Raw genomic sequence first — 21,796 nt, 5'->3', positions numbered from 1 at the left:
ACTAAGACATAGATGAGGTGCTGACGATGCAGGTAAAACGACAATTACTCGGTCTTCCTTCCTATAAACCGGGGAAACCGATTGACGAAGTAAAAAAAGAGCTCGGGCTGACGAAAGTAATCAAGCTTGCCTCCAATGAAAATCCGTTCGGTGCTTCGCCGAAAGCAGCGGAAGCGATTCGGGAGCTTGCGGCAAATACGGCGATTTATCCGGATGGATATGCGGCTGTCTTGCGGGAAAAGGTCGCCCAAAAAATCGGCGTCGCCCAGGAGCAGTTAATCTTCGGAAATGGTTCAGATGAGATTATTCAGTTTCTTTGCCGGGCGTTGCTCGATGAGAATACGAATACCGTTACGGCTGATCCAACCTTTTCGCAATATAAGCTGAATGCGACGATTGAAGGGGCGGAAGTCCGCGAGATCGCCTGCAAGGAGGACGGCACCCATGATTTAGAGGCGATGCTTGCGGCGATTGACGAAAATACGCGCATCGTTTGGGTATGTAACCCGAACAATCCTTCCGGTACATATATCGACAAGGCGAGCTTTGAGCAATTTATGAAGAGCGTACCTGCGGATGTGCTCGTCGTTTCAGATGAAGCCTACTATGAATACGCGATAGCGGACGATTTTCCGCAATCGATTCCTCTTCTGAAGACATACAAAAATTTGATTGTACTCCGAACGTTTTCAAAGGCATACGGATTAGCAGCGCTTCGCGTCGGTTACGGCGTCGGGGATGCTGATTTCATTGCCAAGCTTGATCCGGTACGCCCGCCGTTTAACAATACGACCTTTGCTCATGCTGCCGCTGCGGCTGCACTTGATGATGATCCATTTATTGCCGAATGCGTACAAAAAAACAGAGAAGGCATGAAGCTGTATGAAGCATTCTGTGAGGAGCAAGGGCTTACGTACTACTCATCGCAGGCGAACTTCATCTTAATTGATTTTGAACGTTCAGGAGATGAGGTTTTTGATTATTTATTAAAGCGCGGCTTTATTATTCGCTCCGGTGAAGCGTTAGGCTTTCCGACATGTGCCCGGATTACGGTAGGCAGCCAGGAAGAGAATGAGGAAATACTTTCGATCTTGAAGGAAATGTTGCAAACACAGCCTATTGGACAAAAATAACATGTTCCTGTTTGGTGGAGAGGCAGTTTTGAAAGGTCGGCATTTGACTTTTTGAAACAGCCTTTTTCAACGCTGTGTGGGTGGAAGGAGAAAAGAATGAAAAGAACGGTTTTCATCGTCGGCCTCGGTTTGATTGGCGGCTCGATTGCGCTCGCCATTCGCAAAGAACACGACGTGCATATTCGAGGCTTTGATATTTCACAACAACAAGTAAAAATGGCTTTATCGCTGCAGGTGATTGATGAAGTGGCGCCTTCATTGGAAGAGGGGGTCAAGAATGCGGATCTGATTATTTTCGCGACTCCAGTTATGAAAACAGAGGAGCTGATTCAGGAGCTGGCTGGCTATTCATTGAAGGCGGGGGCGATCATTACCGATGTCGGCAGCACGAAGAAGCGAATCGTGACGCAGGCTGACTGCCTGACGGAAAAAGGCGTGACGTTTATCGGCGGTCACCCGATGGCCGGTTCACATAAAAGTGGTGTTGAAGCGGCGAGAGCTCATTTGTTTGAAAATGCCTTTTATATTTTAACCCCGGCTGAAGGCACGGATCTTAGGCAGATTATCCAGCTGCAAAACTGGCTGAAAGGGACGAAGGCGACGTTTATCGAGCTGACCGCGGAGCAACACGACCGTCTCGCCGGCGCGATCAGTCATTTTCCTCATATTGTTGCGGCAAGTCTCGTTCATCAAGTCGCGAAAATGGACGGGGATGAACCGCTTGTTTCGCGCCTTGCTGCCGGTGGATTCCGCGACATTACGAGAATTGCCTCGGCGAGTCCGGCGATGTGGCGCGATATTTTACTACATAATAAGGAAAGCCTGCTTGAGCTGCTCTCTTCTTGGACAACGGAGATGAATGAGGTGCGAGCGATGATTGAAACAGAGAATGCCGATGATATTTTTGCTTATTTTGAACAGGCAAAAGCATTTCGCGATGGCTTGCCGGCACGTGAAAAAGGTGCGATTCCGTCCTTTTATGATTTATTTGTCGACGTACCGGACCACCCGGGGGTCATTTCGGATGTGACGAGCATTCTCGCCCAGCATGAAATCAGCATTACGAACATCCGAATTTTAGAGACGCGTGAAGATATTATGGGAGTGCTGCGCTTAAGCTTTCGTTCGGAAGAGGATCGGCAGCGGGCCCAGGTTCATTTACAGCAGGCAATGTACGACACGTATATGATGTAAGGAGGAAGGGCGAATGAGTACAGCACATGTTGAGCAGGCAAGGAATGGATTGACAGGCTCCATTCAGGTGCCTGGTGATAAATCAATTTCCCACAGGGCGGTCATGTTTGGTGCGATCGCTGAAGGGAAGACGACAGTCGACGGCTTTCTGGCCGGAGAAGATTGCTTAAGCACGATTGATTGCTTTCGGAAATTAGGGGTAACAATTGAGCAGGAAGGCGAAAAGGTGACGATTGAAGGGAAGGGCTGGGACGGCTTACAGGAGCCGGAAGAGATTTTAGACGTAGGCAATTCGGGTACGACAACGCGGCTGATGCTCGGCATCCTGGCGACGAGACCGTTTCATTCGGTTATTATTGGGGATGACTCGATTGCGAAGCGACCGATGGGCCGCGTGACGGAACCGCTGCGGGAAATGGGCTCGATTATCGATGGTCGCGGCAACGGACGCTTTACGCCATTGTCAATCCGCGGTGGACAGACAAAAGGGATTCAGTTTCAATCGAAGGTGGCAAGCGCTCAGGTGAAGTCGGCGATTCTTTTAGCTGGTTTGCAAAGTGAGGGTGTAACGTCCGTCACTGAGCCTGCGCTCTCACGAGATCATACAGAACGAATGCTGACGGCGTATGGAGTCGAAGTGAAGCGCGACGGATTAACCGTTTCAGTAAAAGGGGGACAAACGTTGACGGCTCAGGATATTACCGTGCCTGGTGATATTTCCTCGGCGGCGTTTTTCTTAGTTGCGGCGGTGATTGTTCCGAATAGTCATATTACGCTCAAGGGAGTAGGGATCAATCCGACCCGTTCGGGCATTATTGACGTGCTTCAGGAAATGGGCGCCTCGATCTCGGTTCACAACGAGCAGGTCGTTGGCGGCGAGCCGATTGCCGATCTTGACATTAAGACATCGACGTTAAAGGGAATCGAAATCGGCGGTGACCTGATCCCGCGCTTGATTGATGAGATCCCGGTCATCGCTGTTCTCGCGACACAGGCCGAGGGCAAAACCGTCATCCGCGATGCCGAGGAATTAAAGGTCAAGGAAACGAACCGGATTGACACGGTTGTCAGCGAGCTGAAAAAGCTTGGGGCCACAATCGAAGCAACGGAAGATGGAATGATTATTGAAGGGCGTACCGCGCTTAAAGCAGCGACTGTGAGCAGCTATGGCGATCATCGCATCGGAATGGCGATGGGGGTAGCGGGGTTAATCGCGGAAGGCAGAATGACAATTGAGCGCAGCGAGGCGATTGCCGTTTCGTATCCGACTTTCTTCGAGCATATCGACGAGCTGCTTGGCGGTAAGTAAACCGTGCGTGGGGAGAATGGCGCTATTGGGAACCTCATTCCGCTATTCCGCCCATTATGACTTTTTGACGGATAAAAAAGGAACGGCATTCCGCAATTGCTAGCTGGAAGTGAGCTGAAGAGCTTATTTTTGCTTAGTAACGGAATCTCGTTCCTTTTGTCATGCGTATGAAGAACGAAAGTGAGAAATAACACATTCCAGTTCTGCATACGGATGATTTTAATAAAAAAAGCCCTTGACCTGGAAACGTAAGCGTTTTCAAATCAAGGGTTAGCAAAAGCTAAAAGTTGTATGGATAGGAGTGGAGAGAAACCATACGCTTAACTTTATTATAAACGCTTACATAAAGAAGTCAATAGGGAAAATAAATAATTTTAAAAAAGAATCCGCGCAGGATGTTTCTAAAGAAAAAGACATGCTAAATTGTCTCCTCCTTTCATAGCTTGTTTATAACAAGGTTGAAAGGGAGTGAGCATTATGTATTTATTGGATCGTGCGGTGCATCTTCATGAGGATTCTTTGCAATCTCGTTCTTATTTAATCGAAAACGGACAAGTTCGCTATGTAACGGGAAATTTTAAGAAGTGGAAGCAGAAAAGAAGCGTGCTGGAAGGCATCGCTCTTGAGCCTGGAAGGGTAATGGTGGCGAATCGGCTGCTTGACGCTGCCAATTTTACAAGCTTCCGTGAGCAGCAGGCCACTTTCATTGAAAAAGGCTGTACGACTGTCATCGTTTTGCCCAAGGCTGATTATGAACGTCAGTTAGAAGCGGTGATGAAGCGTGCCAAACATTCACTCGCAAGCAGTACGCTTGATTATGTGATCGGACTTTCGATTCCTCTGTCTCTTCTCCGTTGCTCTGTAGTGCGCCGCTGTCAAAAAATGAAAATTCCCCTTCTTCAAATTAAACTGACTTCATGCCGTGACATTCAGCAGCTTCCGTGGAGTCATATTGCCCAAACGTTAATGAGCTACCCGATCTTGCTCATTCCATCGGTTAGTGAAGGCGCAGCGGATCAGCAAATGCTGTTGGAAGTATGGGAGCAGTGCTGCGACTCCTATCACATTCATACCGCGCCGCCTTTAATCGAGGAAGCGCCGTGGTCGAAATCGCTGCTGCAAAAATCAGGCCTCTATCCGGAAAAGGGTGTTCTCTTACATGGCAGCGATGCCGACTATTTGCTTTTTTCACCGAAAGATCGAGGCGGAACGGTTGCAAGCAAAGGCGGATTTGTTTATCATGATAACAATCCTAGCGTCGTCGTCATCAGAGGACAGATTATTAAAGAGAATCAGATGATTGTCGGCAAGCCGGGATACGGCCGTTATTTGCAAATCAAACGACCGGGACGTTTTTTAGCGATAGAGGATGCAACATAATCAATCAAGATAGTAGGGATGACCCATTTTCAGCAAGATAACAGGAAAACAGCGAAAGATGGCGAACCCATCTGACAGAGGAGAGTACGAGAATAGGAGCAGATAAGATGGAAGCGATGAAAGAGGTTTGGAAGCTGATTGAAGCAGGGGAAATTGAGCAGGGCTTACGCCAGCTTGCTGAGCTTGAGCGGAAAGCCGACCATCAGACAAAATATGAAATTGCTGAAGTATACCATGAGCTTGGTCATATCGAAAAAGCGAAGACTTTAATTGAAGAGCTGCTCCAGCTTTATCCCGATGAAGGCAGTTTGTATGCGCTGGCAGCTGAATTGTTGATTGATCTCGATGAAGAAGATGAAGCGATTGAAATGCTGCTTGAAATTGAGGAAGACGATGAAGCCTTTTTGCAGGCGCAGCTGCTGCTCGCTGATTTGTACCAAATGCAGGCGCTCGACGAAGTCGCTGAACAAAAGCTTTTGACGGCGGCAAAAAAGGCGCCTGAGGAACCGATTATCTCCTATGCTCTTGGGGAATTGTATATAGAGCGTGGCGATTATCAGAAAAGTATTCCTTACTTAAAAAAGGCCGTCCACTCTGCCGACCCGATTCCTGATGCCAATATTGAGCTGAAGCTCGCCGAAGCCTACAGCGCAAGCGGTCAATTTGAAGACGCGCTTGCCTATTATCAGATCGGCGTGAAAAAACGGCTCGATCCAAACGGCTTGTTCGGCTATGGCTTTACCGCCTTTCAGCTCGGTGATATGATCGTCGCTATCGAGCAGCTGGAAGCGCTGAAAACGCTCGACCCTGATTTTTCGAGCGTTTATCCATTGCTCGCAAAGGCTTATGAAGCGGAGGGCCGGCTTGATGAGGCGCAGGAGACGCTTGAAGCCGGCTTCAAAATAGATGAACATAATGATCAGTTGTATCTTCATGCCGGCAAGCTCTGCTTTAAACGGCAGCAGCCCGATGACGGCGAGCAATTTTTGCGGCAGGCGATCGCCTTAAACCCCGGAAACATCGAAGCGGTTCAGACGTTGGCTGCTTATTTAAAGCATAATGAGCAATTTGATGAACTGCTTGAGCTGGTGACGCATATTCGCTCATTTGGCGAAGAAGATACGATGTTTACCTGGTATGAAGCAACAGCGCTGCGGGAGCTTGATCAGTACGAGGAGGCTGCTGTGCGCTATGCGGAGATTGAAGGATTTCATCAGGACGATCCCGACTTTCTTGAGGAGTACGCCGGTTTTTTGCTTGAGGATGGAAAGCGTCCTGAGGCGAAAGCCTATTATAAGAAGCTGCTGCAACTACAGCCTGAAAGAAGCGACATTGAAGAGCTGCTGGCAGATTTAGAATCCTTTTCGTAAAAACGGAAAGGATTTCACCTACTGTTGGCGAATAGGAACAGTATACATGTCTTCGACAGGCATTTGCTTGAAGAATAAGGAGGGATAAAGGATGGACAGTATCGTTTCCGTTGTGGAAAAAAAGGAGTTTTTACGGGGATTCCTTCAGCAATTTGAATTGAAACGTCGAGAGTGTGCGTGGTTGCTTAACTATTTAATGAGCGACGACCAGATTATGGAACGCGTACATTTTGTGGAAAAAGCTGCCCATACGCCAAAGGCCCTGATTATTTCTACAAAAGGAGTGGACACGATCCCTTTTTCTTTTCATAAGCAGAAGCATATAACGACAGACGCGGAAAAAGCCTTTCACGATATTCGCCTAAACCAGACAGAGGATATTTACATCGAACTGCATTTTAGCGGAGCGAAGCAATACCCTCCTTTTTTATCCGTGTTAGAGGATAATCCCTATGTGCCGGAGAACCTGGAGCTGGCAGAAGCGTTTCAGCATGAAGCGGAAAAGCTGCTTGAACGCTCGATATGGAGCTTCAAGCGCAAGCAATTATTACAGGCGATCGACGAAGCGCTTGATAAAGGGGATGAGACGGAGTTTCGTCACCTTGTGCAAGAGCTGGAGCAATATCAAAAGTAAAGGAGCGATAGACTGTCCGGCTGTCCTCCTTTACGCTTACAACAGGAGATGCAAGGAAGGAACGATTGTGATGAAATGGCAGACAAAAGAAATGGATACATACTTGCAGGCGAAGGAATATGTGGATACTGCCCTTATTCCGCTTGTGCCGATTTCCTGGAAGGATGACGTGAAATCAACTGTCGCGATGGGGGAATTTATTTCGATGATTACCCATGAAGTCGAGCGTCAGTTTCACGGAAGAGTGGTGCATTTTCCTTCCTTTACGTATTTGAAGGCAGAGGAGATGACAGCTCGCCTTGAGCGGCTCGAAAGCTGGATCACGGAATTAAAAGCGGGGGGCGTTACCCATTTTATTTTCTTAACCTCGGACGGGGAATGGAAGACGAGTGAAAGCGAGATTGAAGGACTGCTAACGTGGCTGCCGACGATTCCGTTAGAGCATCTTGAGGAAAGCTACAAAAGGGAAATCATCGCGGATCAGCTGAAGCAGCTCATTCCGATTTTGACGAAAAAATGGCAGGAAAGCTAGCTTTCCTGCTTTTTGTTCTGCTTGATGATTCGTAGCCCGATAAAAACATTCAGGCAAGCCAGAAGTATAAATAAGAGAAAGAACATTTCTCCGTAGGCGACGACTGCTCCAATCAGCCAAAGCATTGCCATAATAAAATAGACAAAGCTAATGAACGGAATTTTTTGCGACTTCAATCCGATCCCTCCTCAAGCGCTACTATAGCAGAGTTTGACCAAATGGGGAAGGGAGTCGTCAGGCAGGCGAGGTCCGCATGAAGTTTTTCTCAACCGGTTTTGTCTCAGACTGTGAAAGAAGATTTGTTAAAAAAGTGAAAAATGAGGAAGGATAGAAAGAGCTAGGGTTGATTGAAGCTTTGATGAAAATATGCCGAATTTGTGCCAATTCATGTATTATCTTGCACATTAAGTTCGGATGTATTATCATGGGTATGTCCTAGTATAATATGTGTTTATTATGTGCCCGAAAATGGGTTTACCTTATTGTGTAAGGGGGGAAAATGAGTGAGCGAAAAAGATCACAAAGTATCAAGACGTCAATTTTTAACGTACACACTAACGGGTGTTGGCGGTTTTATGGCTGCGGGAATGATTATGCCAATGGCTCGATTTGCACTTGATCCTGCATTAAAAGCCGGAGCGGAATCAGACCTGATAGAGGTGTGTGACGTAGCGGAGTTAACAGAAGAGCCGCAAAAATTCTCTTTTACATTTAATCAAGTTGATGCTTGGTACGAATCTGATGTTACGCACGATGCGTACATTTATTTAAGTGGGGATGAAGTGGTAGCACTTTCACCAACATGTACTCATTTAGGCTGTACGGTGACTTACGGTCATGAAGAGCATCCGGATGGATTCCGCTGTCCATGCCACTTTGGTTTGTTTTCGAAAGACGGGATTAACGTACCCGGCACACCGCCGCAGCGTCCGCTGGATGTGTTTGAAGTGACGGTGGAAGACGGAAAAGTATTCTTAGGTCAAATCAATCAGCGAACATAAGGAGGGGCGTAATCGATGCTTCAAAAAATTTACGACTATGTTGATGAGCGTCTAGATATTACGCCTATGTGGCGCGATATTGCTGACCATGAAGTTCCTGAGCACGTTAACCCTGCTCATCATTTTTCTGCGTTTGTTTACTGTTTCGGGGGATTAACCTTCTTTGTCACAGTCATTCAAATTCTATCTGGGATGTTTTTGACGATGTACTATGTGCCAGATATTATTAACGCTTATCAATCAGTAGCATACTTACAACAGGAAGTTGCCTATGGGGTCATCGTTCGTGGGATGCACCACTGGGGAGCTAGTTTAGTTATTGTCATGATGTTTTTACACACATTGCGTGTATTCTTTACGGGATCGTATAAGAAGCCACGTGAATTAAACTGGGTAGTCGGTGTCCTTATTTTCTTCGTTATGCTCGGTTTAGGATTTACAGGTTACTTGCTACCATGGGATATGAAAGCTTATTTTGCGACAGTAGTAGGGCTTCAAATTGCGGAAAGTGTACCGATTATCGGTGGCTTCGCCAAAACATTACTTGCTGGGGGAGAAGTCATTGGAGCATCGACGCTTGCACGTTTCTTTGCGATTCACGTATTCTTCCTGCCGGCTGCATTGTTAGGTCTTTTAGCAGCTCACTTCTACATGATCCGTAAGCAAGGTATTTCCGGACCGTTGTAAGAGCCGGAAGACGCTCGGATTGAAGAGATAAGCCTGTTGACTAATAGAAAAGTTGAAAAGGAGGGAACGAGATGGAACGTGGTAAAGGGATGAAGTTTGTCGGTGACTCTCGTGTCAAGGCAAACAATCGCAAAGCGAATATTCCAAAAGACTACTCCGAATATCCAGGAAAAACAGAAGCGTTCTGGCCGAACTTCCTCTTGAAAGAGTGGATGGTTGGAGCTGTATTCCTAATGGGATACCTTCTTTTAACCGTTGCGCATCCAGCGCCGCTTGAGCGTATGGCTGATCCAACAGACTCTGGATATATTCCATTACCGGACTGGTACTTTTTATTTTTGTATCAGCTACTTAAATATTCATATGCTTCTGGTGACTATAATGTCGTCGGAACAGTTGTTATCCCGGGGCTTGCATTTGGTGCATTATTGCTTGCGCCATGGCTCGATACCGGGAAAGAGCGTCGTCCATTAAAGCGTCCGATTGCATCTGGAATGATGATGCTTGCGTTAATTGCGACGATTTACTTAACATGGGAATCTGTCGATCAGCATGACTGGGAAGCTGCCGCTGAACAGGGGGCGATCCAGGAGGAAGCTGATATTGATATGGAAGCCCAAGGGTACGAAATTTACTCTTCACAACAGTCATGTATGGGCTGTCACGGGGACACAATGGCTGGTGGATCAGGCGGTCCGAACTTACTAGAGACGGAAAAAACGCCTGAAGAGGTTATCGAGACGATCGTTAACGGTCAAGGTGCAATGCCAGGAGGTATGTTTGAAGGTTCTGAAGAGGAGCTTCAAATCCTTGCTGAATACATTGCCGCCCACGGTCATCCTGAAGAATAACAGCTTCTGAAAAACGGGATGTTTTGAAAGGTTTGTCATATACCTTTTGAGACATCCCCTTTTCTGTGGTCGATAGCGGATTACTCTACAAAGAAAAAAGGTAGGATTAAACAATGCTACATGCTCTTTTGCGCTTATTTGGAAAGAAACCGATGCTGATCATGCTGCTCTTGATCAATATTCCCGGAACGATTTATGGCTATATGTGGTACAGCTCCCAGCTGGCCCGGACGCCGGACATTTTTCTCCCGTTCGTGCCGGACAGTCCGACAGCAAGTCTCTTTTTTGTGTTCGTGCTGATCGCTTTTTTGCTCGGACGCAATTGGCCGCTGATTGAAGCGCTTGCAGCTGTTACGTTGATTAAATATGGCATTTGGGCTGTCGTGATGAATGTCGCTGCCGGTTATGTTGGCGACCCGTTAAATTGGCGCCACTACATGCTGATTTTCTCTCATGCCGGGATGGCGTTGCAGGCTGTTTTATATGCGCCTTATTATCGGATCAAACCTTGGCACCTCGCTGTCGTCGCTGTCTGGACCGTACATAATGACATCATTGATTATGTATTTATGATGCACCCGACCGTTTCGTACGGACTGATGCCGTATGTGACGCAAATCGGTTACTTTACGTTCTGGCTCAGCATTTTCTCGCTTGTGACCGTTTACGGTTTAACGGTTCGCAAACAAGCTCTTCGTCTCGAAATTGAGCGCTAGGTCGCATTTTCGCCTTTTCTTGGTCTACTCTTGTCCCACTGTACATAGGATGAGAGTAGAAAAAGGGGGGACGGATGATGCGTCAACTAGTGCTTATTTTTTTAGCCGTTTGTTTGCTGATGAGTCCAGTGTATGCCGAGACGGATGAAGAGTCATCTCTACATAGATGGAAAGAATTAAACCATACCTCGGACCAGATCCTTCAGCTGGTCAAAGCGGAAAAGTATGAGGAAGCAAAGCAATTGCTGGACTATTTTTCACGCAACTTTTTAGAGGTTGATTTTCAGGCAGAAGGGATCACGATGAGCGCGCTACGGACGGTAACGCTGACGTTCGAGAAAGCGGAGGAAGCGGTGACGGCGGCTGATTTGCCGGTGGAAGAACGGATTTATGCCATCACCTCGTTTCGCCTGGCAGTTGATGCGCTAACGAGTGAGCACCACCCGCTCTGGCTGCAAACGGAACAATCGGTGATGCAGGCGTTGGCGAAAATGCGGGAAACGGTGGTGGCGCGGGATCAACAGGCTTATCAGCATCGCCTCAATGAATTTCTCCGCCATTATCAAATGATCCGGCCGGCGTTGTTCATTCATTTAGAGCCGCCGCTTTTGCAACGGATTGAATCGCAAATCACCTTTCTCGAAAAACGGAGGGCAGAGTCGCTTGAGTCCGGCACATTGACTGCGCATTTGACGATGATGGAGGAAGAATGGCAGAAGCTCTATCAGCAGGTGAAGGAAGACAGCGCCGATCCGTCCTTATGGTGGGTGATGTTTACCATTGGCGGGATGATCGTGCTTTCGCTTTCCTATGTCGGCTGGAAAAAGTACCGGGCGGAAAAAAGCAAAGTGAGAATGAAGGAATAATGTGTCGGAATTGTGAAAACGCTTGTGCGGCAAGGAATTGAGAGGTGTTTTGTTTGACTTTCGACATGGCTGACTTTAGAATAATAATTAAATAAAAGACTACAGAGGTGACTGCAAAATATGGGGTTTTTGATTTACTTCATTCTGCTTCTGATCATTCCAATCTGGGCACAAATGAAAGTGAAGAGCGCCTATCGCAAATATTCGCAAGTCCCGGCATCTTCTGGAATGACCGGAGCACAGGTTGCTCGAAGAATTCTCGATGACAATGGCCTGTTTAATGTGAGAATCGAGGAAGTTCGCGGGCAATTGACCGATCACTATGATCCGCGCTCAAAGGTTGTTCGTTTATCAAGCGACAATTACCATGGCACCTCCGTCGCCGGAGCAGCTGTCGCGGCGCATGAGGTCGGCCATGCGATTCAGGACGCGGAAGACTACGCCTTTCTACGCTTCCGTCACGCGCTTGTCCCTGTAGCCGGTTTTGGTTCCAATGTTTCGTTCTTTTTAATTCTCGCAGGGATTTTATTCCAGGCTTCCGGCCTGCTTCTGCTTGGGATTGTTGCGATGGCAGCAGCGGTGCTCTTTCAAGTCGTTACCCTTCCTGTCGAGTTTAACGCGAGCAACCGCGCGATGGAGCAAATCGTCTCAGTCGGCGTGATTCGCAATGATGAAGAGCGTGAAACACGGAAGGTGCTGAATGCGGCTGCGCTCACCTATGTAGCCGGTGCGCTCGTTGCCTTGATGGAGCTTGTCCGCTTTATCCTGATGTATGTTGGGATGGGCAATGACGAATAAGCAGGAAGAAAATAAGCAGTTTGTTTGCGACTGGCCTGGAGAGGAGAAGTTGATTCCCCTCCAGGCTTTTTTTTAGGGTAAGGCACGTGCTACGGGCTTTAAAGGATAGTAATCGTTCCGCCTTGCACAAAGCGTAAACAGCGCTTGCCATTCAGGGGAGGTGCAAAAAGGAAACAACCTTTTTGCACCTCCCTTTTCAATGCTCGAGCGGCTGCTTGTTTTCGTCGAGAGTGAACCCTTCGCCGATGACATCCTGGACGTCGTTGACCGTAACGAAGGCGTGTGGGTCGATTTTTTCAACGAGTGTTTTCAGGCGGATTAATTCGTTGCGGCCGACGACGCAATACAGCACCTCCCGTTCACTGTTTGTGAAGCTTCCCTTTCCTTTCAACAGTGTGGCGCCGCGATCCATTTCCTTGGCGATCGCCTCGGCAATCGCCTTGCTGTGGTCGGAAATGATGAAAGAAGCCTTGGCGGAATAAGCGCCCTGCTGAATAAAGTCAATTACTTTCGCCGCAATAAAGACGGCGACGAGCGTATACATCGCCTCGCGGTAATTCAAATAAATGAGCGAGGATGTAATAACGGCCGCATCAAACATGAACATCGTTTTTCCCATGCTCCAGCCGAGATAGCGAAAGCCAAGCTTGGCGATAATATCGACCCCGCCAGTCGTTCCCCCGTACCGAAAGACAATCCCGAGGCCAACGCCGATAAAGACGCCGGCAAAAAGCGCGGCAAGTGTCATATCATCGCGCAGCGGAATGTGAATCAGCTGAACGCGCTGAAATAGTTCGAGAAAAAGCGAAACGCTGAAGGTGCCGATCAAGGTGTAAATAAACGTCGTTCTCCCGAGTATTTTCCAGCCGATAAAAAAGAGAGGAATATTCAATAGCAAATTTGAAATCGCCGGATTAAATTGAAAGACAAAATAAAGAATGAGCGTGATTCCGGTAAATCCACCGTCGGCCAAATTATTTTCCATGTTAAAATAAACGAGCCCAAAGGATAAAATCGCCGAACCGAGAATAATAAATAGACTGTTTTTCACTTTTTTGCGCATAGAATGAAGCGTGCCCCCTTTGAGGAATGAAATCATGCCAAAAGGAAAATATCCCCTATTATAGGGGCCACTGAAAACTTCCTTTTTCGTAACACGAAGAAGAGTAATGGCTCCGCGCGTTGCGCGCCTTGCTTCGAGAAACCCATTCGTAGCAAGGCTTTCAAATTCAAGCAACGGCTACGCTCATTACGAAAAAGCCGTTGAAAAAGTGAAAATCGTACTTTTTCAGCAGCTTCTATTATAGTCAGTATCACATTTTTTTTGCAAATGAAACATTAAGATTTGTCAAAATCGTCCTGATTCGCTAACATGAATGAGTAGGAATGTGAGGTGACGACAGCATTGAAGCAAAAAACGATGGAGGACATGCAAAAACAAGTTGATGATTATATTGGCCAATTTAAAGAAGGCTATTTCAGCCCGCTCGCTTTACTAGCAAGAATGAGTGAAGAGGTTGGCGAACTGGCGCGAGAAGTGAATCATGTTTATGGGGAAAAACCAAAAAAATCAACAGAAGAAAAGCGTTCCATGGAAGAGGAAATGGGGGACGTCTTATTTGTTCTAATCTGTTTTGCAAATTCATTACATATTGATTTAGAAGAGGCATTTGACCGCGTCATGAATAAGTTTGAGACTCGTGATCATGACCGTTGGACAAGAATAGAAGAAGAAGGTGTCAAAGATGAGTAATGTAAAGATTGTCATTGCCGGCCCACGCGGGAATATGGGAAAAGAAGCGGTGAAAATGGTTGAGGCGACAGACAGCTTTGAGCTGGTCGCTGTCGTTGATTCGAAGCATGATCAAATGCGGCTATCGGAAATTGGTGAATTCGCGGGAGTAGATGTGCCTGTTTATACCGATATGGAGCAGTGCTTTAGTGAACACGAACCGGATGTGCTGATTGATTTAACCGCGCCGGCTTTCGGGCGCAAGCATATGGAGCTCGCATTCGCCCATGGCGTACGCCCGGTCGTCGGGACGACCGGCTTCACGGAAAGCGATATTACGAGCTTGCGGGCGATTGCCGAAGAAAAACAGCTTGGGGCGATTATTGCGCCGAATTTTGCGATCGGGGCGATTTTAATGATGAAGTTCGCCAAAATGGCTGCCTATTATTTACCGGATGTCGAGATTATTGAGCGTCATCATGATCGCAAGCTTGATGCGCCTTCCGGAACGGCTGTCAAAACGGCTGAGCTGATCAAGGAAGTTCGCCGGCAGAAGCAGCAGGGGCATCCTGAAGAGCATGAGGATCTCGCCGGCGCGCGCGGCGCCGATTATGACGGCATGAAAATACACAGCGTGCGACTACCGGGTCTTGTCGCCCATCAGGAGGTTATTTTCGGAGGCGAAGGCCAGACGTTGACGATCCGCCACGATTCACTGAACCGGGCCTCCTTTATGCCGGGAGTAAAGCTGGCGGTTGAGACCGTGCTCCAGCTTGATACGCTTGTCTACGGATTAGAACATATTATTGAATAGAGGGAGAGAGATGCTTATGAGAATCGCGCTCATTGCTCATGATAAAAAGAAAGAGGAAATGGTCCAGTTTGCCACTGCTTACCAGGCTGTACTGGCAAAGCATGAGTTATATGGAACCGGAACGACGGGGACGCGGATTATGGAAGCGACCGACCTGAAAGTGATCCGCTTTAAATCAGGCCCGCTTGGAGGAGATCAGCAAATTGGAGCGCTTGTGGCGGAAAACAAATTCGACTTGATTTTATTTTTTCGCGACCCGCTTACTGCCCAGCCGCATGAGCCTGATGTCTCGGCTTTAATCCGGCTTTGTGACGTGAGACAGGTACCTTTGGCGACAAATCTTGGAACGGCTGAAATTTTGATTAAAGGACTGGAGCGGGGCGATTTCGCCTGGCGTGAACAGGATAGCGATGATGAGTCAGGCAACGCTTGATCTTCTCGCCTTCGGTGCTCATCCCGACGATGTTGAAATTGGCATGGGAGCGACCTTGGCGAAATACGCCGCCGCCGGCTACCGCGTCGGCATATGTAATTTGACGAAGGCCGAGCTTTCCTCAAATGGAACGGTCGAGCTGCGGCAGCGCGAGGCGGAGCATGCCGCCGACATTCTCGGGGTGAGCGAGCGCATTCAATTAAGCTTTGCGGATCGTGGCTTGAAGGCGGCCGGCTATGAGCAGCTTCAGGAGCTTGTTTCCGTCATTCGCCGCTTGCGGCCAAGACTGATCTTTTCGCCGTATGCGGTTGATCGCCACCCTGACCACGGCGCCTGTACCGAGCTGGTGAAAGAAGCGGCTTTTAATGCCGGGATTCGCCGCTATCGCTGCAAGGAGAACTTGCCGGCCTTTCGTCCAGAGGCTCATTATTATTATTTTATTAACGGCTATGAGCATCCTGATTTTGTTCAGGACACGACTCCGTTTATCGAGACAAAAATACAGGCACTGTCCGCCTATAAAAGCCAGTTTACATACAGCGGGGAAACGGTAGCGACCCCGCTTACAGACGGCTACATCACAGCGGTTGAGGCGCGTGACCGTCTTTTCGGCAAGGAAGCGGGCGTCCCTTTTGCCGAAGGGTTCATGAGTGAGCGGCCGCTGCTGCTTGGGGATTTGTTGGCTGGAAAGGAACAGAGGCATGAAGCTGAAAATCGGGATTAGCTGTTATCCGACGGTAGGCGGCTCAGGCGTGATTGCAACTGAGCTTGGAAAGCTTTTGGCGGAGCGTGGACATGAGGTGCATTTTATTACGTCGAGCATGCCGTTTCGTCTTGACCGCGTCTATCCGAACATTTTCTATCATGAGGTGGAAGTCAATCAGTATTCTGTTTTTCAATACCCGCCTTATGATTTGACGCTGGCCAGTAAAATGGCTGAAGTCGCCAAGCGTCAGAAGCTTGATTTAATCCACGTTCATTATGCCGTGCCCCACGCGATATGCGCGATATTGGCAAAGCAAATGGCCGGCTATGATTTGAAAATTATGACGACGCTCCACGGGACGGATATTACCGTGCTCGGCTATGACCCGTCACTGAAGGATATTATTCGCTTTGGCATTGAGCAGTCTGATATGGTAACAGCTGTTTCACATGATTTAGTGAAACAGACGTGCGAACTGATTCAGACGGATAAACCGATTGAAACGGTCTATAATTTCATTGATGAACGGGTTTATACAAAGCTGGAGGTCGAGGAGCTAAAACGACATTACGATATCGCCGCAGAAGAACGGGTGCTGATTCATATTTCGAATTTCCGGCCGGTTAAGCGTGTTCCGGATGTTGTCCGCAGCTTTGCTGAAATCGCCAGGCACGTGAAATCGAAATTATTATTGATCGGCAATGGGCCTGATTTGCAGGTGGCAAGAGATCTTGTTAAATCGCTTCAGCTTGAAGATCACGTGCTGCTGCTCGGGAATCAAAAGCATATTGCAGAACTGCTATCGATGAGTGACTTAATGCTGCTGCTTAGTGAAAAGGAAAGCTTCGGCTTGGTCGCACTTGAGGCGATGGCCTGTGGCGTGCCTGTCATCGGGACGAATACAGGAGGCATTCCTGAAGTGGTGGTTGACGGGGAAACCGGCTATTTATGCGAGGTCGGCGATATTGAATGTGTGGCCCACCGCGCTCTGACTTTGCTCGAGGACGAGGAACGCTATCAGGCGTTTTCAAAAAAAGCAATGGAACGCGTCGCCGCGACATTCCATTCACAGCTTATTGTGTCCCGTTATGAGCAGCTTTATCAGCAAATGCTTTAGAATACGGCATGAAGGAAAAGAGGAAATAAGATGCAAAGCGCGTGGAAGGAAGCCTTACATCTCATTCAAATAGTAGAACGGCATGGCTATCAGGCTTACATTGTCGGCGGGGCGGTTCGTGATTGGCTGCTTGCCAAGAATAGTGCCGATATCGACATTGTGACCTCTGCCAGACCCGAAGAGCTTGGGCGGGTTTTTTCGAAAACCTTTCAGATGAACACCGCTCATCAGACGGTCATCGTCCGTTCGAATGGTCACTTGTTTGAAGTGACGACGCTGCGCGGCGCGACGATTGAAGATGACCTCTGTTGCCGAGATCTGACGATTAACAGCATCGCGCTGACGGCCGATGAAACGGTGCTTGACCCGGCTGGCGGGCGCGAGGACCTCAAGCTTGGCCGGCTGCGCTCGATCGATCCGGAAAGCCGGATGACGGAGGATCCATTGCGGATGCTGCGCGTTTATCGGTTTGCGAGTCAGCTCGGCTTCGCGATTGACGAGGAGCTGCAGAAGGTTATTCATTGCAATAAGGAACGAATCCGCGAGACGGCTGTTGAACGGATCACGAAAGAATGGCTCAAGCTGTTAAAGGGGCCAGCGCGTACGGCCGCGCTGGCCGAGCTTCGGCAATCCGGGCTTCACCACGCGCTGGCCGGCCTGGCGGTAACAGACGATCAGCTTGAGGCGCTCGCTAAGCTGCCGGGCTTTGAAGAAGAGGCGAGCGAGGAGCTCGTCTGGACCGCTTTTTTTCTCTGTCGGGGAGAGACCGAGGTCAATCTTGGCAGCCTGGCGCTCTCTAAAGCATCCGCGCGGGCGATTCGGAAGCGGCTGTCTTATTTTCAGCTGCGTCGGGAGGCAGCCTGGTCGGCGTATGAGCTGTACCGCGCCTCGCTCGAAGTGGCGCGCGATGTGGAACGATTGCGGAGCTGGTTCGGCTATTCGCATGAAACAGACGAGACGCTGCAGGCGATCTGGGACGGGCTCGTCTTGAAGCAGAAGAGCGACCTGGCGATCAGCGGGCATGATTTGTTACAGAAAGGAAGAAAGCCGGGACCATGGCTTAAGAAGGAACTGGAATGGGCCGAACGGGCTGTCCTTTCCGGCCGTTTGCCAAATGACCACCGGCAGATTATCGCAGCGCTTGAGGAAAGGAGGGAGACCGAATGAAAGAAGCATTGCTGAAGATGTTTGCCGAGCATGAAGGCCAATTTTTATCAGGCGAAAAGATCAGTCAGCAGCTCGGCTGCTCGCGTACGGCGATTTGGAAGCATATTGATGAACTGCGGAAAAACGGCTATCAGCTTGAATCAGCGCCGCGCAAAGGCTACCGGCTTGTTTCCAAGCCGGATGAGATTCAGCCGCATGAAGTGAAGGTCAGCTTGCAAACGAAGTGGCTCGGTCACGAGCAAACGTACTATGAAGCCGTATCGTCGACGCAATCAGTCGCCCACCGCCTTGCCCAGGAAGGTGCAGTGGAAGGCCACCTCGTTGTTGCCAATGAGCAGACCGCCGGAAAAGGCCGGCTCGGACGGAAGTGGTATTCCCGCGCCGGTTCAACGATTTCAATGAGCCTGATCCTGCGCCCCGAGCTTCCACCGCAGCGCACGCCGCAGCTGACCTTGCTGGCCGCTGTGGCTGTCGTCCGGGCGATCAAGCAGGAAACCGGAATCGACTGTTCGATCAAATGGCCGAATGATATTTTGATCAATGGCAAAAAGCTTGTTGGCATATTGACGGAAATGCAATCCGAACCGGACGTTGTCCATTCCGTCATTATTGGCATCGGCATCAATGTCAACCAAACGCCCGATGAATTTGCCGATGAAATTGAAACGGTGGCAACGTCACTGGCAATCGAAAAAGGAGCGAGCATCAAGCGGGCACCGTTAATCGCGGCAATTCTTAATCAATTTGAAGTGCTGTACGAGCTCTATATCAGCTCGGGCTTTTCGGCGATCCGTTCTCTTTGGGAGGCGCATTCGATCAGCATCGGAACGCATCTTTATGCACGGACGACGAAGGAAGTCATTTATGGCTATGCGCAAGGGATTACCGACGAAGGAGCCCTCTTATTAAAAGATGAAGCAGGCAAAACGCATCAGATCTATTCAGCTGATATTGAAATTGCTTCCCACCCGACGTAACTTTCTGTTATACTTTTGATGAAATGGGCAGTATCGTTACGAACTGCACCAACACATAAAGGCTAATCGGATAGATGATCTGCCTTGATCCATGTTGGACTAGGACAGAGGGATTCAGCTAGCTTCAGATTGCAATTTCGCCGTGGCGGAATGGCTTCTTTCACATGAGCATCCTTCTTCCGTATTGTGAAGCGGGATTTTTTTGTGCGGTCTGGCTGAAGCTCTCCTTTTAAAAAAAGGAGGAAAACGAATGAAGACAACTGCTGGGTTGAGAAAAATGAAGGAAAACAAGGAAAAAATTACGATGATGACCGCTTATGATGCGCCATCGGCAAAGCTCGTCGAACAGGCTGGAATGGATATGATTCTTGTCGGCGATTCGCTTGGCATGGTCGTGCTCGGCTACGATTCGACGATTCCGGTCACAACCGAAGACATGCTGCTGCATGCCAGAGCGGTGAGACGGGGGGCAAGGGATACATTTATCGTCGTTGACTTTCCTTTTTTATCGTACCAAACGGATCGGACGGAAGCATTTCGCTATGCGCAAAGAGTGATGCAGGAAACAGGCGCCAATGCCGTCAAGCTTGAAGGGGCAGGGGAAGTTGTGATTCAGCTCGTCGAACAGCTTACCGCAGCTGGCGTGCCGGTGATGGGTCACTTAGGCTTGACGCCGCAATCGGTTGAGGTGCTCGGTGGCTACCGCGTCCAGGGAAAGAGCCGGGAAGCCGCGGAACAATTACTGGCCGACGCCAAAGCGCTTGAAGCGGCCGGCGCGTTCGCCCTTGTTGTCGAATGTGTACCGGAGCCGGTCGGCGCCCTGCTTAGTGAAACGTGTCAAGTGCCGATCATTGGCATTGGCGCCGGTGTGCACACGGACGGCCAGGTGCTCGTCTATCATGATGTGCTCGGCTATGGCGATGTTCACGTTCCTAAATTCGTCAAACGTTATGCGACGCTTTCACCAGTGATTGAAGATGCGTTGAAAATGTATGTCCATGAAGTGAAGGAAGGAATTTTCCCGGGGGAAGAACACCGGTTTACGATGAAAGAAGAAGAGCTTGCTGCTCTTTATGGAGGAAGCAAGTGATGAAAATTGTCAAAACGGTTTCTGCTATCCGTGAGGAAGTACGGAAAATAAAAGCAGAAGGCCGCTCGATCGGCTTAGTCCCGACGATGGGCTTTTTACACGAAGGTCATCTCAGCTTGATTGAAGCGGCGCGGGCGAAGCACGATGTTGTAATGGTGAGCATTTTTGTCAATCCATTGCAATTTGGGCCGAATGAAGATTTTGAACGTTATCCGCGCGACCTGGATCGAGATGAACGGCTGGCGCGAAACGGCGGTGTGGATATTTTGTTCTGCCCGGGAGTGGAAGAAATGTACCCCGGCGAAACGGCGATGACGATCCATGTGACAAAGGGGATCGACGTCTTATGCGGAGCCAGCCGCCCGGGCCACTTTGACGGCGTCGCGACTGTCGTGATGAAGCTGTTTCAGCTGACTGCGCCGGATGAAGCCTTTTTTGGCCAGAAGGATGCGCAGCAGGTCGCTGTTATCATGAATATGGTCGAGACGTTTAATGTACCTGTTGAGATTATCAGCTGCCCGACCGTGCGCGAAGAGGATGGCCTCGCCAAAAGCTCGCGCAATGTCTACCTAACAGAAGAAGAGCGGCAGGAAGCGCCATTTTTGTATCAAGCGCTGCAGAAAACGGCTGAACGGGCCCAAGCGGGTGAACGCAGCCGTGAACAGCTGCTTCAGTTTTTAACCGGACAGCTTGAGGGTGGAAGCGGGGCAATTGATTATGTCGACGTGTTAACCTACCCTGCGCTTGAACAGCAGGAAAAGCTTGCAGGACGAATCATTTTCGCTGTTGCGTATCACTATACACATGCTCGATTAATTGATAATATTATCATCGAGATTGAGGGAGAGGAGGCTTAGCATGTTTCGGACCATGATGAAGGCAAAAATTCACCGCGCCCGCGTGACGGAGTCAAATCTTAACTACGTTGGCAGCATTACGATTGATGAAGATATAATGGATGCGGTTGATATACTGGAAAATGAAAAGGTGCAAATTGTCAATAACAACAATGGCGCGCGCTTTGAAACGTATGTTATTAAGGGAGAAAGAGGAAGCGGTGTTCTCTGTCTGAACGGCGCGGCTGCCCGTCTCGTTCAGGAAGGCGATGTCGTGATCGTGATCTCCTATGCGCTTGTACCTGAAGAAAAAGTGAAATCGCACACGCCGCGGGTAGCCATTATGGATGAAAACAATCAGATTGTCGAAATGTTACGTTCGGAGCCAGCTTCTACCGTGCTCTAATCCGCATATTCCCCTCTGTTTCGATGAACACTTTGAGTAAAAAGCCA

At 48.9% G+C, this 21,796-nt stretch carries 25 protein-coding genes; 23 read left to right on the top strand and 2 right to left on the bottom strand.

The features are described 5' to 3' along the window. Positions 1–26 precede the first annotated feature (26 nt). The 7 genes from hisC (at position 27) to M3202_RS05745 (ending at position 7,552) form a co-directional block, all read left to right on the top strand. The gene (hisC, locus tag M3202_RS05775; protein ID WP_251222392.1) at positions 27–1,133 is read left to right on the top strand and encodes a histidinol-phosphate transaminase; all 1,107 of its coding nucleotides are present in this window, start codon (positions 27–29) and stop codon (positions 1,131–1,133) included. A 96-nt stretch (positions 1,134–1,229) separates the two neighbouring features. Then, the gene (locus tag M3202_RS05770; RefSeq protein ID WP_251222391.1) at positions 1,230–2,327 is read left to right on the top strand and encodes a prephenate dehydrogenase; all 1,098 of its coding nucleotides are present in this window, start codon (positions 1,230–1,232) and stop codon (positions 2,325–2,327) included. Positions 2,328–2,340: 13 nt separating this feature from the next. Further along, positions 2,341–3,636, top strand: a complete 1,296-nt coding sequence (gene aroA, locus M3202_RS05765) for a 3-phosphoshikimate 1-carboxyvinyltransferase (RefSeq protein WP_251222390.1) — start codon at positions 2,341–2,343, stop codon at positions 3,634–3,636. A 477-nt stretch (positions 3,637–4,113) separates the two neighbouring features. Then, positions 4,114–5,016, top strand: coding sequence for a hypothetical protein (locus M3202_RS05760; RefSeq protein WP_251222389.1), 903 nt, complete (start codon positions 4,114–4,116; stop codon positions 5,014–5,016). A gap of 107 nt (positions 5,017–5,123) precedes the next feature. Continuing rightward, positions 5,124–6,386: a tetratricopeptide repeat protein gene (locus M3202_RS05755; RefSeq protein WP_251222388.1), complete on the top strand. Its 1,263-nt coding sequence runs from the start codon at positions 5,124–5,126 to the stop codon at positions 6,384–6,386. 91 nt (positions 6,387–6,477) lie between these two features. Continuing rightward, the gene (locus tag M3202_RS05750) at positions 6,478–7,020 is read left to right on the top strand and encodes a ReoY family proteolytic degradation factor (RefSeq protein ID WP_251222387.1); all 543 of its coding nucleotides are present in this window, start codon (positions 6,478–6,480) and stop codon (positions 7,018–7,020) included. Between the two features lie 70 nt (positions 7,021–7,090). Then, positions 7,091–7,552: a YpiF family protein gene (locus M3202_RS05745; protein ID WP_251222632.1), complete on the top strand. Its 462-nt coding sequence runs from the start codon at positions 7,091–7,093 to the stop codon at positions 7,550–7,552. On the opposite strand, the gene M3202_RS05740 is transcribed toward M3202_RS05745, so the two are convergent. Continuing rightward, positions 7,549–7,728, bottom strand: a complete 180-nt coding sequence (locus M3202_RS05740; protein WP_251222386.1) for a hypothetical protein — start codon at positions 7,726–7,728, stop codon at positions 7,549–7,551. The genes M3202_RS05745 and M3202_RS05740 overlap by 4 nt on opposite strands. 327 nt (positions 7,729–8,055) lie before the next feature. On the opposite strand from M3202_RS05740, the gene M3202_RS05735 reads away from it, so the two are divergent. From M3202_RS05735 to M3202_RS05710, 6 genes are all read left to right on the top strand, one after another. Continuing rightward, positions 8,056–8,553, top strand: a complete 498-nt coding sequence (locus M3202_RS05735; protein ID WP_251222385.1) for a QcrA and Rieske domain-containing protein — start codon at positions 8,056–8,058, stop codon at positions 8,551–8,553. Between the two features lie 15 nt (positions 8,554–8,568). Further along, positions 8,569–9,240 carry a menaquinol-cytochrome c reductase cytochrome b subunit gene (qcrB, locus tag M3202_RS05730; protein WP_251193954.1) on the top strand — a complete coding sequence of 224 codons (672 nt, stop codon included), beginning with the start codon at positions 8,569–8,571 and terminating at the stop codon, positions 9,238–9,240. Between the two features lie 71 nt (positions 9,241–9,311). After that, entirely contained in the window at positions 9,312–10,091 is a 780-nt protein-coding gene (locus M3202_RS05725; protein ID WP_251222384.1) for a menaquinol-cytochrome c reductase cytochrome b/c subunit, read from the top strand. Positions 10,092–10,204: 113 nt separating this feature from the next. Then, positions 10,205–10,807 carry a lipoprotein heptaprenylglyceryl N-acetyltransferase LhaT gene (gene lhaT / locus M3202_RS05720; protein WP_251222383.1) on the top strand — a complete coding sequence of 201 codons (603 nt, stop codon included), beginning with the start codon at positions 10,205–10,207 and terminating at the stop codon, positions 10,805–10,807. 74 nt (positions 10,808–10,881) lie between these two features. Beyond that, positions 10,882–11,673: a sporulation protein YpjB gene (gene ypjB / locus M3202_RS05715; RefSeq protein ID WP_251222382.1), complete on the top strand. Its 792-nt coding sequence runs from the start codon at positions 10,882–10,884 to the stop codon at positions 11,671–11,673. Between the two features lie 120 nt (positions 11,674–11,793). Beyond that, entirely contained in the window at positions 11,794–12,471 is a 678-nt protein-coding gene (locus M3202_RS05710) for a zinc metallopeptidase (RefSeq protein WP_251222381.1), read from the top strand. A 196-nt stretch (positions 12,472–12,667) separates the two neighbouring features. On the opposite strand, the gene M3202_RS05705 is transcribed toward M3202_RS05710, so the two are convergent. Beyond that, positions 12,668–13,534, bottom strand: coding sequence for a YitT family protein (locus M3202_RS05705; RefSeq protein ID WP_251222380.1), 867 nt, complete (start codon positions 13,532–13,534; stop codon positions 12,668–12,670). Positions 13,535–13,876: 342 nt separating this feature from the next. On the opposite strand from M3202_RS05705, the gene M3202_RS05700 reads away from it, so the two are divergent. From M3202_RS05700 to panD, 10 genes are all read left to right on the top strand, one after another. Then, positions 13,877–14,224: a nucleotide pyrophosphohydrolase gene (locus tag M3202_RS05700; RefSeq protein ID WP_251222379.1), complete on the top strand. Its 348-nt coding sequence runs from the start codon at positions 13,877–13,879 to the stop codon at positions 14,222–14,224. Then, entirely contained in the window at positions 14,217–15,017 is an 801-nt protein-coding gene (dapB, locus tag M3202_RS05695) for a 4-hydroxy-tetrahydrodipicolinate reductase (protein WP_251222378.1), read from the top strand. Before M3202_RS05700 ends, dapB begins: the two co-directional genes overlap by 8 nt. Positions 15,018–15,033: 16 nt before the next feature. After that, positions 15,034–15,450, top strand: coding sequence for a methylglyoxal synthase (gene mgsA, locus M3202_RS05690; RefSeq protein ID WP_251222377.1), 417 nt, complete (start codon positions 15,034–15,036; stop codon positions 15,448–15,450). Beyond that, positions 15,431–16,174 (top strand): bacillithiol biosynthesis deacetylase BshB1, encoded by a 744-nt coding sequence (bshB1, locus tag M3202_RS05685; RefSeq protein WP_432805963.1) that lies wholly within the window; start codon positions 15,431–15,433, stop codon positions 16,172–16,174. Before mgsA ends, bshB1 begins: the two co-directional genes overlap by 20 nt. Then, positions 16,152–17,273, top strand: coding sequence for an N-acetyl-alpha-D-glucosaminyl L-malate synthase BshA (gene bshA / locus M3202_RS05680; protein WP_251222375.1), 1,122 nt, complete (start codon positions 16,152–16,154; stop codon positions 17,271–17,273). Before bshB1 ends, bshA begins: the two co-directional genes overlap by 23 nt. Positions 17,274–17,303: 30 nt before the next feature. Further along, the gene (locus M3202_RS05675) at positions 17,304–18,440 is read left to right on the top strand and encodes a CCA tRNA nucleotidyltransferase (RefSeq protein ID WP_251222374.1); all 1,137 of its coding nucleotides are present in this window, start codon (positions 17,304–17,306) and stop codon (positions 18,438–18,440) included. After that, positions 18,437–19,417 carry a biotin--[acetyl-CoA-carboxylase] ligase gene (locus tag M3202_RS05670; RefSeq protein ID WP_251222373.1) on the top strand — a complete coding sequence of 327 codons (981 nt, stop codon included), beginning with the start codon at positions 18,437–18,439 and terminating at the stop codon, positions 19,415–19,417. Before M3202_RS05675 ends, M3202_RS05670 begins: the two co-directional genes overlap by 4 nt. 250 nt (positions 19,418–19,667) lie before the next feature. Continuing rightward, complete coding sequence (gene panB, locus M3202_RS05665) at positions 19,668–20,507, top strand: 3-methyl-2-oxobutanoate hydroxymethyltransferase (RefSeq protein WP_251222372.1); 840 nt, start codon at positions 19,668–19,670, stop codon at positions 20,505–20,507. Next, positions 20,507–21,364 carry a pantoate--beta-alanine ligase gene (gene panC / locus M3202_RS05660; RefSeq protein WP_251222371.1) on the top strand — a complete coding sequence of 286 codons (858 nt, stop codon included), beginning with the start codon at positions 20,507–20,509 and terminating at the stop codon, positions 21,362–21,364. The genes panB and panC overlap by 1 nt, the downstream gene beginning before the upstream one ends. Before the next feature lies 1 nt (position 21,365). Continuing rightward, entirely contained in the window at positions 21,366–21,749 is a 384-nt protein-coding gene (panD, locus tag M3202_RS05655; protein WP_251193968.1) for an aspartate 1-decarboxylase, read from the top strand. Positions 21,750–21,796: the final 47 nt, after the last annotated feature.

Source organism: Halalkalibacter oceani, assembly GCF_023715605.1.
Lineage (GTDB): Bacteria > Bacillota > Bacilli > Bacillales > Bacillaceae_D > Halalkalibacter > Halalkalibacter oceani.
This window is presented reverse-complemented; position numbering and strand designations above follow the sequence as displayed.